The organism is Saccharopolyspora sp. SCSIO 74807 (assembly GCF_037023755.1).
In the GTDB taxonomy this organism is placed as follows: Bacteria; Actinomycetota; Actinomycetes; order Mycobacteriales; family Pseudonocardiaceae; genus Saccharopolyspora_C; species Saccharopolyspora_C galaxeae.
In genome coordinates, this window is sequence record NZ_CP146100.1 from 2,115,673 (window position 1) to 2,130,288 (window position 14,616).

A 14,616-nucleotide genomic window follows, 5' to 3' on the forward strand; every position below is an offset into this window, starting at 1 on the left:
TGGGGGAGCGAAGGCGACGGTGACGTGAGCAGCCCATCTGGTGATCCGATCAGGGACGTGTCGCGGGCGGCCCAGGCGGCGGCGAGCGGCTTCGACATCGCCGATCCGGCGCTGGCGGAGTCCGTCTCGGCGGGCATGGACCGCGTCGAAGCCTTGCTGCACGACTCGGTGCGCAGCGATTTCGACTTCGCCACCCGCACTTCGCTGCACCTGGTGGACGCGGGCGGCAAGCGGTTCCGCCCGCTGTTCACGCTGCTGGCCGCGCACTTCGCCGACCCGGCGCCGGACGCGGTGATCACCTCGGCGACGGTGATCGAGATGGTGCACCTGTCCACGCTCTACCACGACGACGTGATGGACGAGGCCACCATGCGCCGCGGCGCCACCAGCGCGAACGTTCGCTGGGACAACTCGGTGGCGATCCTGACCGGCGACTTCCTGATGGCGCACGCTTCGCGGCTGGTGGCCGACCTCGGCCCTGACGCGGTGCGCCAGATCGCGATCACGTTCGAGGCGCTGGTCACCGGCCAGATGCGGGAGACCGTGGGTGCCCGCGAAGACGACGATCCGGTGCAGCACTACCTGCAGGTGATCTACGAGAAGACCGGTTCGCTGATCGCCACGGCGGGCCGGTTCGGCGGCAACGCCTCGGGGGCGCCGCCCGCGCACGTCGCGGCGCTGGAGGAGTTCGGCAAGCTCATCGGGATCGCGTTCCAGATCTCCGACGACGTGATCGACATCGCCTCGCCCGCGACGGACTCCGGCAAGACCCCGGGCACCGACCTGCGGGAAGGCGTGCGGACGCTGCCGATGCTGTACGCGCTCAGCGCCGCGGACACCGATCCGCGGCTGCGGGAACTGCTGGCCGAGCCGTTGACCGCGGACGCCGACGTAGCCGAGGCGTTGAAGCTGCTGCGCGAATCCAGTGGCCTGGAGAGCGCGCGGGAGACGCTGGACGATTACGCCGAGCAGGCGCAGCGGGTGCTCAGCGCCCTGCCGGACTGCCCGGCCAGGGAGGCGTTGACGGCGCTCGTGCACTACGTCGTGGCCCGCACCCGATGAACCGCTGAACGCATCCCCCGATCGTGAATTCGGGTGCCCGCCGGGATGCCTGGGTACAGGCCGCTGGCTCGGGGACGTAGCCTGGCTGGGCTCAGTGCCCCTAGGTGGCCTTTGAGGAGGGACGTCGCCGGTGGTGTGGCTGTTTACGCAGGTGTGGCTTTGGAGCATAGCCGGGTTCCTGCTCGGATCGTTGATCACCTGGTTGCTGTTCGCCTGGCCCGCGCGCCGCAGGCTGCGTGCGGTGGCGCGGGACTACGACGACTACGTGGCCGCCACCGAGGCGCGCCGGGAACGCCAGGTGTGGCGGTCGCACGAACCGTCCGCGCCGCTCGACGAAACCGCGGTGGCCGAGCCGGTGCCGGGACCCGCCGAGGAGGAACGGTTCGACCCGGGCCGCGTGTGGGCTTCGCCGGAGGGCACCGCGCGGTTGCCGATCGCGGAAGCGGACGAGCCCGCTGCGCCGGACGACCGGGCCGCGGTGTCGGTGCGCGCTGGCGGCGGCTCGCAGGTCGCCGACTTGGTGCTCGACGACTACGCCGAGCCCGGCAGGGCGGCTGACGCCGAACAGCCGGAGCAGGCCCGCGCTGCGGAGCAAGACCGCAGCGATAGTTCTTCGGTGCGCGAGCGCGTCCGGGCTTGGGCCGAGGACGCCGACCCGGCTCAGCCCGGCGGTTGGTGGCCGAGCGCGGCACCGGGCGAGCACACCGGCCGCGCCGTGTCGAACGGCGCCGACCCCGCGTGGTCGAACGGGACCGACGCCGCGGGCACGAACGGCGCCGATGCCTGGGACACCAGCGGTGTCGGCTCCGCGGGCACGAACGGCAGCGCAGCTCGGGCCGAGGACACCGTTTCGCTGAACCGCCCGGCGATCTCCGGGCTCGGCGGGAGCGCCGCCGCGTTCACCCGGAACCGGCCGGACGCGGACCCGGCGGCGGACCGCCCCGCCGAGTCCTCCAGCTCGTGGTTCCAGCAGAAGGAGCTGCCGGACTGGCCGGATCCGGGCGCACCGGCGGAGCCGGTGGCCGACGACACCGATCGGCAGGCGCCCGCGGACGAGCCGGGAACCGACGGCCGCGAGGGCCCGCCCGGTTTCGCCGACAACCTGCGCACGCTGGTCGAGAACCGTTCGCAGGACCTCGCCGCCGAGCGCCCCGGCGAGTCCGAAGTCACCACCCAGATCCCGATCGTCGACGAGTCCGAGCAGACGCCGCTGCCGCGCCGCACGCCCGGGGCCGGTCCCCGGCCGGGCAAGCGGGGTGCCCCGGAATGGGCGCACGACCCGCAGGCCCAGGCCAACCGCAGGCGGGCGTCGCTGGCCGAGCCGCAGGAGCCGGAGCAGCAGGACGGCATGATCAAGGGGCACTTCGCCTCGCGGCAGTACCACACCCCGGACTCGCCGCAGTACGACCGGATCGTCGCCGAGGTGTGGTTCCGGACCACCGCCGATGCCGAAGAAGCCGGTTTCGAGCCGTGGGACGCCGAAGGCTGAGTTCCCGGCGCTGCCGTTTCACGGTTGCGGAGGCCGCTCCAGCAACCGCGAGAGCACGACCGTGGAGACCGTGCGGTTGATGAACTCCACGGCCCGCAACCGCTCCAGCGCGGTTTCCAGGTGGTGGATGTCGGCCGCCCGCAGGTGCACGATCGCGTCCGCCGGACCGGAGACGGTGTAGGCGGCCACCACTTCCGGCAGCGGTTCCAGCCCGCTGCGGATCCGATGCGTGGGCACGTTGCCGTGGCAGTGCACCTCGACGAACGCTTCGGTGCCCCAGCCCAGCGCCTCCGGATCGACCACGGCCGTGAACCCGCGCAGGATCCCCAGGTCCAGCAGTTTGTCCACGCGCCGCTTCACCGCGGGCGCGGAAAGCCCGACCGCCGTTCCGATTTCGGCGTAGCTCGCGCGCGCGTCGGAGACGAGCTGCGAAACGATTCGCTGGTCCAAGGAGTCCATGCGCAACATTCTGGCGCATGGAAAGCAATGCAGCGTTGTTGAATGCCGTCAAAGCCGCGTCTAGATTTCGCATCATGACCGACACAGCCGCTCTCGCGGTCACGCCCGTCCAGCAGCGCACCACCACCCGCCGCAGCTACGTGATGTGCCCTCCGGAGCACTTCGCCGTGGAGTACGCGATCAACCCGTGGATGGATCCGGACGAGCCGGTGGACACCAGCGTGGCGATGCAGCAGTGGCTCGAATTGCGCCGCACCTACCAGCGGTTGGGGCATTCGGTGCAGGTCAGGCCCGCGCACCCGGGTCTGCCGGACATGGTGTTCGCGGCCAACACCGGTGTCGTGATCGGCGGTCGCGCCCTCGGCGCCCGGTTCCGCGCCCCGGAGCGCGCCGCGGAGGCCGAGCACTTCCGCCGCTGGTTCACCGAATGCGGGCACCGCGAGATCGTGATGCCGTCCCGGGTCAACGAAGCGGAAGGCGACTTCGCCTGGACCGGCGGTCTGCTGCTCGCCGGGTCGGGGTTCCGCACGGAACCGGCCGCGCACGCCGAGGCGCAGGAGGCGCTCGGGGTGCCGGTGGTGTCCTTGCAGCTGGTCGACAGCCGGTTCTACCACCTGGACACCGCGTTGTTCGTGCTGGAGCAGGGGGCGCAGCCGCAGATCGCCTACTACCCCGAGGCGTTCTCCGCGGGGTCCCGCCGGGTGCTGGAGCGGCTGTACCCGGACGCGGTGATCGCCGACGAGGCCGATGCGTCCTGCCTGGGCCTCAATGGCGTCTCGGACGGCCGCAACGTGGTGCTGCCGCTGGAGGCGACCGGCCTGGCCGCGCAGTTGCGCGCACGCGGCTATGAGCCGGTGCTGCTCGACGTCTCGGAGCTGCGCAAGTCCGGCGGCGGCCCGAAGTGCTGCACGATGGAGCTGCACAGCTTCTAGGGAGGAGTCGCGTGCGGTGCCGGCTGCTCGGCCGCAAGCGTCTTCGCCGCTTCCCCGAACCCGCTCGCAGCGGCCCGCAGCCGCTCGCGTCTGCGAAGCGCCGACGGTTCCCCGCAACCGCCGGCGCGGGCGGTCACTCCTCCAGCACGGCCTGCACGCCGAGTTCGATGTCGATCGTGGAACCGACGATCGCGATGCCGGTGGACAGGGCGGTCTTCCAGTTCACCGCGTAATCCTCGCGGCGGAGCGTGGTCGTGGCCTTGCACGCCGCCCGCTGGTGCGGGTCGAAACCGGTTCCGGGGGCGTTCCAGTACCGCTGCCCGAGGTAGGCGGTGTCGAGCTGCACGGGACTGCTGGTGCCGCGCAGCGTGAACATCCCGTCGATCAGCCAGCGGTCCCCGCGCACCTGCTGGAACTTGCTGCTGGTGAAGTACAGCTTCGGGTACTTCTCCACGTCCAGGAAGTCGCTGGAGCGCAGGTGGTTGTCGCGCATGTCGACGCCGGTGTCGATGCTGTCCGCGTCGATCACCACGTCGATCCGCGAGTCCTCGAACCGCGGCGCGATCTGGATGCGGCCCTCGAAGTTGTTGAACCGGCCGCGGATCTTCGACATGCCCACGTGCTGGGCCACGAAGTGCATCTCGGTGTGCATCGGGTCGAAGTTCCACACCCCGGGCTGCGGCAGCGCGAGCGACTCGTCCTGTTCCAGCTGCACCCCGCCGAGCGAGGTGTGCTGGTTGACCCGCACCTCGATGCGGGTGCTCTTGCGCTTGTAGCCCCCCGCGTTGATGGAGATCTTGTGCTCCCCCGGCTGGACGGTGGCCAGGAACGATCCGTAGGTGTCGGTGTCTGCTTGGGCGATCACCTGGCCGAGCCGGTCGTTGATCGTGACGGTGGCGCCCGGCAGCAGCCTGCCCTGCTCGTCGTGCACCTGGCAGCTGATCACACCGCCGTCGAGGGGGGTTTCGGGAAGGTAGCCGGCGTTGCCCGCACCGGGGCGGGGCGCGGCGCCGTTGCTCGATCGGCGTTTGCGCAGTCTGGCGAACATCTCTTCGTTCCTTTCCGCTCTCCCGCCACCCCCCGGGCGGGAAAGTCGTGCGACTAGGTGGCGCGGGTCATGCTAGGCCCGGTCGATCTTGCGCATCCGGTCCCGTGCGGGCTGATCGTTCCGGTGCAGGTCAGCGTTGCAACGTGCACAGCGGACGAAAAAACTCCGGTTCCGCCGGCGGGTGGCCTGCGGCACGTCCCGGTAGCGGAACTTCGCCCCCGCACCGCTCGTTTCCCAAGTGGACCCGGCGCTGGGCGCGGGTCGTGGCACGCGGCACCCGGAGGCGAAGGACGAGTGGGCGAGACCATGCGCGGACACGGATTCGGCGGGCACCTCAACGGTCTGAAGACCGCGGTGCTGCTCGGCGGCCTGAGTGCGCTGGTCGTGCTGATCGGCGGGCTGTTCGGGCGGGTCGGCCTCGTCGTGGGGCTGCTGGTGGCGCTGGGGATGAACGGGTACTCGTACTTCAACTCGGCGAAGCTGGCGTTGCGCTCGATGCACGCGCAGCCGGTCTCGGAGGCGCAGCAGCCCGCCATGTACCGGATCGTGCGGGAGCTGGCGACCTCGGCGCGGCAACCGATGCCGACGCTCTACATCAGCCCCACCAAGGCGCCGAACGCGTTCGCCACCGGCCGAAATCCGCGCAACGCCGCGGTGTGCTGCACCACCGGAATCCTGGAGCTGCTGGACGAGCGGGAGCTGCGCGCGGTGCTCGGGCACGAGCTCTCGCACGTGTACAACCGGGACATCCTGATCTCCAGCGTGGCCGGTGCGCTGGCGTCGGTGGTGACGTTCCTGGCGAACTTCGGGATGTTGTTCGGCATGTTCGGCGGCGACGACGAGGACCGGCCGAGCCCGGTGGCGATGCTGCTCGTCGCGCTGCTGGGGCCGGTCGCGGCCGCGGTGGTGCAGATGGCGGTGAGCCGCTCGCGGGAGTACCAGGCGGACGCGTCGGGCTCGGAGCTCACCGGTGACCCCCTGGCGTTGGCCTCGGCGCTGCGCAAGCTGGAGCGCGGTACGCAGCAGGCGCCGCTGGCACCGGAGCCGCAGCTGGTTTCGCAATCGCACCTGATGATCGCGAACCCGTTCCGGCCGGGTGAGCGGATGGCGCGGATGTTCTCCACGCACCCGCCGATCAGCGACCGGGTGCAGCGCTTGGAAGGCATGGCGGGTCGGCGCTCGGCGCCATGATTCCGCCCCGGAACCCTGATTCGGTCCGACGCCGCAGACCCGCTCCGGTTCAGCCGGTGGCGCCCGCGGCGCGCGCGATGTCCATGACGTACTCGCCGTAGGCGGATTTGGCGAGCTTGCTGCCCAGCGCGTGGCAGTCGTCGGCGGAGATGTAGCCCATCCGCAGCGCTATCTCCTCGAGGCACGCGATCCGCACCCCTTGGCGGTGCTCCAGCACCTGCACGAACTGGCCGGCTTCCAGCAGCGAGTCGTGCGTACCGGTGTCCAGCCAGGCGTAGCCGCGGCCGAGTTCGGTCAGCTGCGCCCGCCCGGCCGCCACGTACGCGTTGTTGACGTCGGTGATCTCGAGTTCGCCGCGCGCCGACGGCCGCAGCTCGCCTGCGATGCGGACCACGTCGTTGTCGTAGAAGTACAGGCCGGTGATGGCCTTGTTGGAGCGCGGCTGCTGCGGCTTCTCCACGATCGATCGGAGCTTGCCGTCCGCGTCGATCTCGCCGACGCCGTAGCGCTGCGGGTCGCGCACCGGGTATCCGAACAGCATGCAGCCGTCCAGTTCTTGGGCGCTGCGCTGCAACACCCGCGAGAAGCCCTGCCCGTAGAAGATGTTGTCGCCCAGCACCAGCGCCACCGGATCATCGCCGATGAAATCCGCGCCGATCACGAACGCCTCGGCGAGCCCGTTCGGCTGCGGCTGCTCGGCGTATTCGATGCGCAGCCCGAACTGCGAACCGTCCCCGAGCAGCCGCTGGAACAGCGGCAGGTCGACCGGGGTGGAGATCAGCAGTACGTCGCGGATCCCGGCGAGCATCAGCACCGACAGCGGGTAGTAGACCATCGGCTTGTCGTAAACCGGCAGCAGCTGCTTGGACACGCCCTGCGTCAACGGGTGCAGCCGGGTGCCGCTGCCACCGGCCAGCACGATTCCCTTCACCCGGCATCCCTCCAGCGCCCGTTCGGTCGCTCACCACCGTAGAGGAATCCCGACGGCCGGATGGCAGTTTCCACCAGGACTCGTTGCCGTGGGCGGGCAGAACTGGTGAAACGTTCAACCGCCCGCCGAGCGACACATCCCGCGGGGTCTCCGCATCCCACTCGGGGTGCTCCGGGCGGTTCCCGGAGCCTCGAACGCCCGGACCGGGTGCCGCCTGTCCCCCGAGCGGCACCCGGCCCGGGCGCGCGGATCTTCAGCGGAAGTTCTCGAACTGCAGCGCGACCTCGAAGTCCGACGACTTCAGCAGCTGGATCACGTCCTGCAAGTGGTCCTTCTTCTTGCCGGACACCCGCAGCTGGTCGCCCTGGATCTGGGCCTGCACGCCCTTCGGCGCCTCGTCGCGGATCTTCTTGGAGATCTTCTTCGCGACGTCCTGCTCGATGCCCTGCTTGACCTTGCCGGTGACCCGGTACACCTGGCCGGAGTTGGCGGGATCGCCGACGTCGAACGCCTTCAACGAGACCCCGCGCTTGATCAACTTCTCCTTGAACACGTCGATCGCGGCCCGGCAGCGCTCCTCGGTCTCGGACTCCAGCGTGATCGCCTCCTGCCCGGACCACTCGATCTTGGTACCGGTGCCGCGGAAGTCGAAACGGTTGGACAGCTCCTTGCTCGCCTGGTTCAGCGCGTTGTCCACCTCCTGCCGGTCCACCTTGCTCACCACGTCGAACGACGGGTCTGCCACCGCACAACCTCCTGCTGACGTCAGTCACTTCGCCCGGCCACGCTACCGGCCCGCCCCCCTCGCCGAGCCGTTCGCCGCGCTTCTGTACCCTTGAGCCCGCAAGCCAGCAGGCGCTGGTTCGCACCGCCGGGTTGCCCGAGTGGCCAAAGGGAGCTGACTGTAAATCAGCCGCGCAAGCTTCAGAGGTTCGAATCCTCTACCCGGCACACCAGCCACAACGGCCCGGTGACCTGCACAGACAGGGCACCGGGCCGTTTTGTGTTGCCGCGCGGCCGTAGCGCCGCTAGGCAGGGCCGACGTAATGCGCTTGCATTGCGTAATGCGTTTGCATTACGCTGTGCCTATGGCTCAGTTCAAGGAGGTGAAAGAGAGCGAGAGGTCCGCACAGCACATCGCTCGGCATGGCGTGACGCTGAAAGAGACCCGAGAAGCCATCCTCGAACGTCCGCACTGGATGGTCTCTGGGCGGGGCAACACCACGCTGATTTACGGACGCACCTATGCAGGGCGCTACCTGTTCGTGGTGGTAGCGCCTGCCAACGGCCACCCTGGTGCGGCTTACATCGTGACCGCACGCGATATGACGCCGAGCGAGAAGCAAACGTTCCTGCGGAAGGCGCGATAACTATGACGGCAACGAAGAAAAAGGATCAAGGTCAAGCGAGGTCGACCGAAGAGCTCGATGAGCTGGCCGCCTACTACGACGCACATGACACCTCCGAAGAGATGGAACAAGGGCAGTGGGTCGAACCACAGCCGATGAAGACGACATCTCTGCGGCTTCCGGCCGATGTGGTCGAGGCGTTGAAGAAGCTCGCTCAAGCACGGGGGGTCCGGTACACCGCTCTGCTGCGAGAGATCGTTGAGCAGGCTGTGTATGAAACCCACTCGGTGCACAGCGACGAGCTAGCAGAGATTAACCAGCGCCTCGCTCGCATCGAGGCCGAACTCGACTCGAAACCCGCTACGACCGAGCGCTGACCCGATCAACCACCGACGGCTCGCGGGCACCCGGCCGTGGGCCGACCGCCGGGCGGAGTCGTCTGGCCGATCACCGGCCATGGCAACCTGTGCTCGGCCTTGACTGGCAGGCCAGGTGTGGTCAGGGAGCTGACTGTAAATCAGCCGCGCAAGCTTCAGAGGTTCGAATCCTCTACCCGGCACACCAGCCAAGAACGGCCCCTGACCAGCGGTGACGCGGTAAGGGGCCGTTCTCTTTGGTCCGGCTGAGTCCGAAACAGTCCGGTGTTCTACGGCCATCTGGTCCCCCGGTGGTCCCCGGCGGGGGGCGTTCGAGCGGACTGGCGACCGCGCTGTGGTGACGCAGCCGCCAGTCCGTGGAAAGCAGTCCCGAGGCGTGGCTACTTGTTCTTGCAGCCCCATCCGCCCCAACCGCCGTGACCCCAGCCACCGCCGTGACCCCAGCCACCGCCATGGCCCCAGCCACCGCCATGGCCCCAGCCACCGCCATGGCCCCAGCCACCGTTCTTGCGGCCGCCGCCGATGTAGACAAACGTGCTCTTGACGTTACTCATGATGTTGTCCTTTCAGCGTCGTTCAACATCCCGTTCGGCCGACTCGGCCGAATGCTTCTCCGCATGGAAAGCCTGCCGCACACTTCCCGAGCGGGCTTACCCTCAGGCCAGATCCCGCGATGGTTACGGCGACCCACCCTCGACTTCATCGCACTGCCGCCGGATGTGCCCAGAGGACTTAAGGCTCTGATACCAACAAGTCGGGCAGTAGAGACGACGGCCGTCAGGCGCTTTGGGGCCGACAGCTTTTCCGTTCCAGTCGTGCCAAATTCCGGCGGCTAACGATAAGTGGCGCCAGCGGCCGTACTCACAGCGGTGTTGACTTCGATTTCCACGATGATCTCCGGGCGCCGAGTGACGACCGCAGCAGAACCGTTGTTCTCCTGGGCAACCAGTGCGGCAGATGCTGTCGGCCTGCGGCGAGTCGGCGCGCACGTCACCGCCTCAGAGGGGCAAGATTGATGGGTGTGTGGGGGCGTTTCCGACCGCGGCGCGTTCTCAGGAGGTGTGATGCAGAAGCAACCTGATGTCGGGGCCGGTGCTGGAGGCGATCACTCGGGGATCGCGCGGTTGCAGGCGGAGTCCGAGGCTCGGTTGGGGCTGCTTGCTGCGGGTATGCGGGAGTACGCGATCGTCGTGCTCGATGCGGTTGGTCGGGTGAGCAGCTGGGATGACGGGGCCGAACACGTGCTGGGTTATCGGGCCGAGGAGATTATCGGTGAGCATGTCTCGACGTTGTCCCCGGCGGAACAAGTCGCTGCTGAGCACGCGGAGTGGCGGCTGGCTCGGGCCGCCGAGGCTGGCAGCCTCGTAGATGAGGGGTGGTGTCGGCGGCGGGACGGCACCCGCTTCTGGGCGCATATGGTGCTGATCGCGCGTCGATTCTCGGATGGCAGCGTGTGCGGCTTTCTCCAGGTCCTGCGCGATGAGACCGAAGCCGGTGTCCGCCAGCAGCGGTCCAGTCGACGGTTCAGTGACCTGTTCGACCTCACCCCTGCCGGGATCGCGCTGTTCGACGAGGCCGGGCATGTGCTGGACGCCAACGAGGCGCTGTGCAGCCTGCTGGGGTACCGGATGCATGACCTGAGCGCCATGCCCGCCGTGGGGTTGCTGCACCCGAACGACCGGGACACCAGCCTCATCAGCGAGGGGGCGGCGGCGCGTGTGGCGCTGAACCAGCCGCAGGTGCAGCAGCGGGTGCTGCTGCGCTCGGATGGTCATCCCGTGCCCTGTGAGGTGCGCACTACGTCGTCGGTGGCCGACGACGGAGGCAGGTTCTGGCTCGTGGTCTTCCAGGACATCACCGAGCGGCAACGTCACGCGGAGACGCTGCGGTATCAGGCCTCCCACGACGAGCTGACCGGGCTGCTCAATCGCACCGGCCTCAACGAATTGCTCGACACCGCGTTGCACGGCGGAGCCGATCGGGTCGCCGTGCTCTTCTGCGACCTGGACAATTTCAAACGCGTCAACGACGCACTTGGGCATGAGGCCGGCGACGAACTACTCACGGCCGTGGCGCGGCGCCTGGCGGACGGTTTGCCGCCCGGATGCACTCCGGCCAGGCTCTCCGGCGACGAATACTTGATCGTGTGCTCCGACGTCGAGACCGTCGGTGGCCTGGAGTCCTTCACCACGTGGGTGGCCGAGCTGCTGCGCACGTCCGTGCCGCTACGCGGCCAACTGGTCACCGTGTCGGCCTCGATCGGGGCCTCCATGCTCGATCAGGACACCGCCGGAACAAACCTCCTGCGCTACGCCGACACGGCGATGTTCCAGGCCAAAAGCCGAGGGCCCGGTCGTATCGCGCTGGCCAACCCAGGTTTGATCGGTACGCGGGAAGGACAGCTGGGTTTGGAAGAGCAGCTGCGCGAGGCCATCAACAGCGACTCTCTGAGCCTGCATTACCAGCCGATTGTGGACCGGGCAGGTTCCATTGCCATGGCCGAGGCACTGGTGCGTTGGCAGCACCCGGAGCGCGGCCTGCTGGCCCCCGCAGTCATCCTACCCGTGGCTGAGCAAGGCAACCTCCTCCGCGCGCTGGATCGACGAGTCCTGCGTGCCGCCCTGAGCGAGGCCACCAGCTGGCACGCCCCGAACGGGCATCCCGTATCTGTCGCGGTCAACCTGTCCGATCTGCTGCCGCACGATCCGGAGTTCACCGACGAGATCACCGCGGCCATCACCGAGACCGGAATTCGCAGTGACCGCCTCATCCTGGAAATGGTCGAAACATCCCTGGTCGACCTGCCCACACGGCCCCGCGAGGCCATGATCGAACTGGCAGAACGCGGTGTGCGCTTCGCCCTGGACGACTTCGGCACCGGATATTCCTCGCTGGCCCGCCTCAAAGACCTGCCCGCCCAGATCATCAAACTGGACCGCCAGTTCGTCACCGGCGTGGAAACCGATCCCGCCGACCTCGCCATCGCCCAAGCCATGATCGGTATGGGCCACGCCATGGGCCGCAGCTGCGTGGCCGAAGGCGTCGAAACCACCGGTCAGTTCCACGCCCTCGACGAGCTCGGCATCGATCTTTACCAGGGCTGGCTGTTCTCACATCCCCTTTCCACCACAGAATTCCGCACCTTCCTCAGTTCGCAGAAGCCGTAACAATTGCCAAAGCCCTCTGACCCACCGGCACGATGACTCCGACCGGAGCCCGGAACCGCACTTACGGCGACTTGCCGGGCTGCCGCTGCAACGGCACCCGGCTAGGCTGCACGTATGGCTGAACGCCTGGTCACGGACCGGTTGGTGCTGCGGAGTTGGGAGATCGACGACGCGCCCGCGGCGTTGGAGATTTACGGAGACGCCGACGTCGCCCGCTGGCTCAGTCCGATCATGGACCAGGTGCCCAACCTCGCTGCAATGCGGGTGCTGGTGCGGCAGTGGATCGTCGAAGATCTGCGCGCACCACCGCCCACCGGACGGTGGTGCATTCAGCGTCGAGAGGACGCGGCGATGCTCGGTGGGGCGACGCTGCTGTATTTGCCTCCAGGGGGCGAAGACCTTGAGCTGGGCTGGCACCTGGATCCCTCCGTATGGGGGCAGGGATATGCCAGTGAGAGCACGTATGCGTTGGCACAGTGGGCTTTCCGTCACGACGTCGACGAGGTCTTCGCGGTCGTACGGCCGGAAAACACGCGCGCGACCAGCTTGGTCCGCCGCAACGGCATGGAATGGGTGGGCGAGACCAGCAAGTACTTCGGGCTGACGATGGAGCTGTACCGGCTCCGGCCCGCTGACCTTGACCAGGCGCGACAAAGCGCGCTGCCGACGGGTTTCGAGACCGAGTGAACCCCGACGGTGCACTGCGACAAATCTGGCTAGAATCACAAGCATGTCACCGGGTTTCGATGGAGCCTCTTGGGCTGTAGTCGTAGGGCTAGAAAGTAGGCCCGATGGCATTCTGCGCCAAACCCGTACCCAGATTCGCCCGGATGTCGATGTTTTCGCTGTTCAAGGCGCCGCACCCTGTGGCGCACGCTTCAGAGGTTCGAATCCTCTATCCGGCACACCAGCCAAGAACGACCCCTGATAAGCGGTGACGCATTCAGGGGCCGTCCTCTTTGGTCCGGTTGAGTCCGGAACAGTCCGGTGTTCTACGGCCATCTGGCCTCCGGTGGGACGTTCCTACTGGCCTTTTAGGGCCAGTTCGACGCGGTCCCGGGCGGTCTGCTCGCCCCCGTCCAGGCATTTGGCGTACACGCGCAACAGGACGCCCACCGAATGTCCGGCCCACTCGGCGACGCGGGTGGGTTCGACTCCACCGTTGAGCCAGGTGGACACCGCGGCATGGCGCAGGTCATAAGGTCGTTTGGCGAGCGGTGATTCGTGAAAGGCATCGGTGAAGGTCGCCGCTCGCGCCCGGGCCCAGGCGCGGCCGTAGACGCTGCTGCTAATGCCGCCGTGGTCGCGTTGCCCCCGGAACAGCCTTCCGTCTCTGGCAGTGCCGTAGTGATCGAGATGAGTCCGCAGGATATCGGTGAGTTCGGGACAGCACGGCACGGTCCGCCCGGTGTCGTCCTCGCGGTGCTTGAGGCTCCGTTCTTCGGCGCGCGTGCGGCTGTCGGTCCACTCCTTCGCGATCTCGGGCGTGGCCCTGCTGAGGTGGATCTCGCCCCACCCTGTGGCCGGAAGGGCGAGGTTGGTTTCGCGGACGTTGGATGCCTCTTCTGGGCGCAGTGCGGCGAAGTAGAGCAATGCGAAGAAGGCGTGGAGCCGTGGCTTGTCCTCGTGCACGGCGCGAAGGAGCGTTCGGGCTTGGACGGGGTTGGCCACTGAGCGACGGTCGACCTGCCGGAGCGTCGTCTTGTTCTTCTTGACCTTGACCTCATCGATGGGGTTGCTCGTGAGCAGCTTCTTTTCAATGGCGTACTGAATCGCATTGGCCAGCGTGGTGCGTCGCAGTCGAATGGTGTTCGCTGCGGCCCGGCTGCCGTCTATCTTCGTGTTGATTGCCGCAATCACTTCCCGAAACACGTCGGGGTCCTCCAGGGCGCTCACCTTGCGGCTGTGGTTGGCCAACCAGTGCAGTGCGCTGCGAACGTCCTCCGGATGCGTGTTGTCACGCATAGCCGGGTTGAATGCGTGCTGAAGCGCCCTGTTAAGGGTCTTCCTGTCGGGCATTCCCCGGTCGGTGGTCGTCATGGCGACGGTGACGGGTGTCAACGATTGCGCGATGCTGCGCCGATGCTTGGGCGAGGCGTCCGGCCACTTCATGTCGACGTAGGCGCAGGCGAAGTCGTGCCACGTCATGGTTTCCGTGGTCTGGAGCATGGTGATGGGCAGGCCGGTTTCAAGGTCGAACGCGACACCTTCCTTGGCGGCTATGAGCAGGCGGGAGCGAAAGCTTTCGGCCAGAGCCAAGGTTGTGTACGTCTGCTTGAACCGTGGTTTCGTCGCTACCCGCCAGGCGACCCGGTAATTCGTCGTCGTCTTCCTCTTTCGCTTCTCGATCGCGTGGATCCGAACGTCGTAGGTGGTGTTCATCAGGCGGCCTCTTCCAGGTCGTCTTGCCAGCGGTCGGCTTCGATGCGGCGGATGCGGAGCCCACCGTTTGGCAGCTTGATGCAGCGGGGACCGATGCCCTTCGCGCGCCACTCGTAGAAGGTGGAGCGCGCAATGCGGAGTTCGGCGCAGAACTCGGCGACGGTGAGTGGTGTGCTCTTCGTGCTCAATTGGCTCCCGTGTCGGACCGTGGTGATTGCCGTCGGTGCGG

At 67.7% G+C, this 14,616-nt stretch carries 15 protein-coding genes and 2 tRNA genes; 10 read left to right on the top strand and 7 right to left on the bottom strand.

All coding sequences use genetic code 11. The annotated features are described in order from the left end of the window. Positions 1 to 24 precede the first annotated feature (24 nt). Both V1457_RS09570 and V1457_RS09575 read left to right on the top strand, forming a co-directional pair. Positions 25 to 1,062, top strand: a complete 1,038-nt coding sequence (locus tag V1457_RS09570; RefSeq protein ID WP_374220915.1) for a polyprenyl synthetase family protein — start codon at positions 25 to 27, stop codon at positions 1,060 to 1,062. 130 nt (positions 1,063 to 1,192) lie between these two features. After that, positions 1,193 to 2,551: a hypothetical protein gene (locus V1457_RS09575; RefSeq protein WP_338602597.1), complete on the top strand. Its 1,359-nt coding sequence runs from the start codon at positions 1,193 to 1,195 to the stop codon at positions 2,549 to 2,551. A gap of 18 nt (positions 2,552 to 2,569) precedes the next feature. Here the strand turns inward: V1457_RS09575 and V1457_RS09580 are convergent, their stop codons facing one another. Continuing rightward, the gene (locus V1457_RS09580) at positions 2,570 to 3,010 is read right to left on the bottom strand and encodes an Lrp/AsnC family transcriptional regulator (RefSeq protein WP_200068967.1); all 441 of its coding nucleotides are present in this window, start codon (positions 3,008 to 3,010) and stop codon (positions 2,570 to 2,572) included. A gap of 74 nt (positions 3,011 to 3,084) precedes the next feature. Between V1457_RS09580 and ddaH the strand changes: the two genes are divergently transcribed. After that, a complete protein-coding gene (ddaH, locus tag V1457_RS09585; protein WP_338602600.1) occupies positions 3,085 to 3,942 on the top strand; it encodes a dimethylargininase in 858 nt (285 codons plus the stop codon). Between the two features lie 133 nt (positions 3,943 to 4,075). Here ddaH and V1457_RS09590 read toward each other — a convergent pair whose 3' ends face one another. Then, on the bottom strand, positions 4,076 to 4,990 hold the full coding sequence (locus tag V1457_RS09590) for a YceI family protein (RefSeq protein WP_200068968.1): 915 nt from the start codon (positions 4,988 to 4,990) through the stop codon (positions 4,076 to 4,078). A gap of 306 nt (positions 4,991 to 5,296) precedes the next feature. Between V1457_RS09590 and htpX the strand changes: the two genes are divergently transcribed. After that, entirely contained in the window at positions 5,297 to 6,181 is an 885-nt protein-coding gene (gene htpX, locus V1457_RS09595) for a zinc metalloprotease HtpX (protein ID WP_200069373.1), read from the top strand. Positions 6,182 to 6,230: 49 nt separating this feature from the next. On the opposite strand, the gene rfbA is transcribed toward htpX, so the two are convergent. Together rfbA and V1457_RS09605 are read right to left on the bottom strand one after the other, a co-directional pair. After that, positions 6,231 to 7,112: a glucose-1-phosphate thymidylyltransferase RfbA gene (gene rfbA, locus V1457_RS09600; protein ID WP_200068969.1), complete on the bottom strand. Its 882-nt coding sequence runs from the start codon at positions 7,110 to 7,112 to the stop codon at positions 6,231 to 6,233. A gap of 253 nt (positions 7,113 to 7,365) precedes the next feature. After that, on the bottom strand, positions 7,366 to 7,857 hold the full coding sequence (locus V1457_RS09605) for a YajQ family cyclic di-GMP-binding protein (RefSeq protein WP_200068970.1): 492 nt from the start codon (positions 7,855 to 7,857) through the stop codon (positions 7,366 to 7,368). Positions 7,858 to 7,982: 125 nt separating this feature from the next. On the opposite strand from V1457_RS09605, the gene V1457_RS09610 reads away from it, so the two are divergent. From V1457_RS09610 to V1457_RS09625, 4 genes are all read left to right on the top strand, one after another. Further along, positions 7,983 to 8,063 (top strand) — tRNA-Tyr (locus V1457_RS09610). A gap of 137 nt (positions 8,064 to 8,200) precedes the next feature. Continuing rightward, positions 8,201 to 8,482 (top strand): hypothetical protein, encoded by a 282-nt coding sequence (locus V1457_RS09615; RefSeq protein ID WP_200068971.1) that lies wholly within the window; start codon positions 8,201 to 8,203, stop codon positions 8,480 to 8,482. A gap of 2 nt (positions 8,483 to 8,484) precedes the next feature. Further along, positions 8,485 to 8,838: a CopG family antitoxin gene (locus V1457_RS09620; protein WP_200068972.1), complete on the top strand. Its 354-nt coding sequence runs from the start codon at positions 8,485 to 8,487 to the stop codon at positions 8,836 to 8,838. Positions 8,839 to 8,948: 110 nt separating this feature from the next. Continuing rightward, positions 8,949 to 9,020: transfer RNA gene (locus V1457_RS09625), tRNA-OTHER, on the top strand. A gap of 198 nt (positions 9,021 to 9,218) precedes the next feature. Here the strand turns inward: V1457_RS09625 and V1457_RS09630 are convergent. Next, entirely contained in the window at positions 9,219 to 9,392 is a 174-nt protein-coding gene (locus V1457_RS09630) for a hypothetical protein (RefSeq protein ID WP_338602608.1), read from the bottom strand. 510 nt (positions 9,393 to 9,902) lie between these two features. Between V1457_RS09630 and V1457_RS09635 the strand changes: the two genes are divergently transcribed. Together V1457_RS09635 and V1457_RS09640 are read left to right on the top strand one after the other, a co-directional pair. Continuing rightward, positions 9,903 to 12,005 carry an EAL domain-containing protein gene (locus V1457_RS09635; protein ID WP_338602611.1) on the top strand — a complete coding sequence of 701 codons (2,103 nt, stop codon included), beginning with the start codon at positions 9,903 to 9,905 and terminating at the stop codon, positions 12,003 to 12,005. A 114-nt stretch (positions 12,006 to 12,119) separates the two neighbouring features. Continuing rightward, a complete protein-coding gene (locus V1457_RS09640) occupies positions 12,120 to 12,692 on the top strand; it encodes a GNAT family N-acetyltransferase (protein WP_338602614.1) in 573 nt (190 codons plus the stop codon). Between the two features lie 336 nt (positions 12,693 to 13,028). On the opposite strand, the gene V1457_RS09645 is transcribed toward V1457_RS09640, so the two are convergent. Then, positions 13,029 to 14,387 carry an integrase gene (locus V1457_RS09645; protein ID WP_338602617.1) on the bottom strand — a complete coding sequence of 453 codons (1,359 nt, stop codon included), beginning with the start codon at positions 14,385 to 14,387 and terminating at the stop codon, positions 13,029 to 13,031. After that, entirely contained in the window at positions 14,387 to 14,575 is a 189-nt protein-coding gene (locus V1457_RS09650; protein ID WP_338602620.1) for a helix-turn-helix domain-containing protein, read from the bottom strand. Before V1457_RS09650 ends, V1457_RS09645 begins: the two co-directional genes overlap by 1 nt. Positions 14,576 to 14,616 lie beyond the last annotated feature (41 nt).

Excerpts from the sequence above, each read along its gene's own strand:
- V1457_RS09630 (WP_338602608.1), bottom strand. The coding sequence starts at position 9,392 with ATGAGTAACGTCAAGAGCACGTTTGTCTACATCGGCGGCGGCCGCAAG.
- V1457_RS09620 (WP_200068972.1), top strand. The coding sequence starts at position 8,485 with ATGACGGCAACGAAGAAAAAGGATCAAGGTCAAGCGAGGTCGACCGAA.
- V1457_RS09590 (WP_200068968.1), bottom strand. The coding sequence starts at position 4,990 with ATGTTCGCCAGACTGCGCAAACGCCGATCGAGCAACGGCGCCGCGCCC.
- V1457_RS09640 (WP_338602614.1), top strand. The coding sequence starts at position 12,120 with ATGGCTGAACGCCTGGTCACGGACCGGTTGGTGCTGCGGAGTTGGGAG.
- V1457_RS09615 (WP_200068971.1), top strand. The coding sequence starts at position 8,201 with ATGGCTCAGTTCAAGGAGGTGAAAGAGAGCGAGAGGTCCGCACAGCAC.
- V1457_RS09580 (WP_200068967.1), bottom strand. The coding sequence starts at position 3,010 with ATGGACTCCTTGGACCAGCGAATCGTTTCGCAGCTCGTCTCCGACGCG.
- htpX (WP_200069373.1), top strand. The coding sequence starts at position 5,297 with ATGCGCGGACACGGATTCGGCGGGCACCTCAACGGTCTGAAGACCGCG.
- ddaH (WP_338602600.1), top strand. The coding sequence starts at position 3,085 with ATGACCGACACAGCCGCTCTCGCGGTCACGCCCGTCCAGCAGCGCACC.
- V1457_RS09635 (WP_338602611.1), top strand. The coding sequence starts at position 9,903 with ATGCAGAAGCAACCTGATGTCGGGGCCGGTGCTGGAGGCGATCACTCG.
- V1457_RS09645 (WP_338602617.1), bottom strand. The coding sequence starts at position 14,387 with ATGAACACCACCTACGACGTTCGGATCCACGCGATCGAGAAGCGAAAG.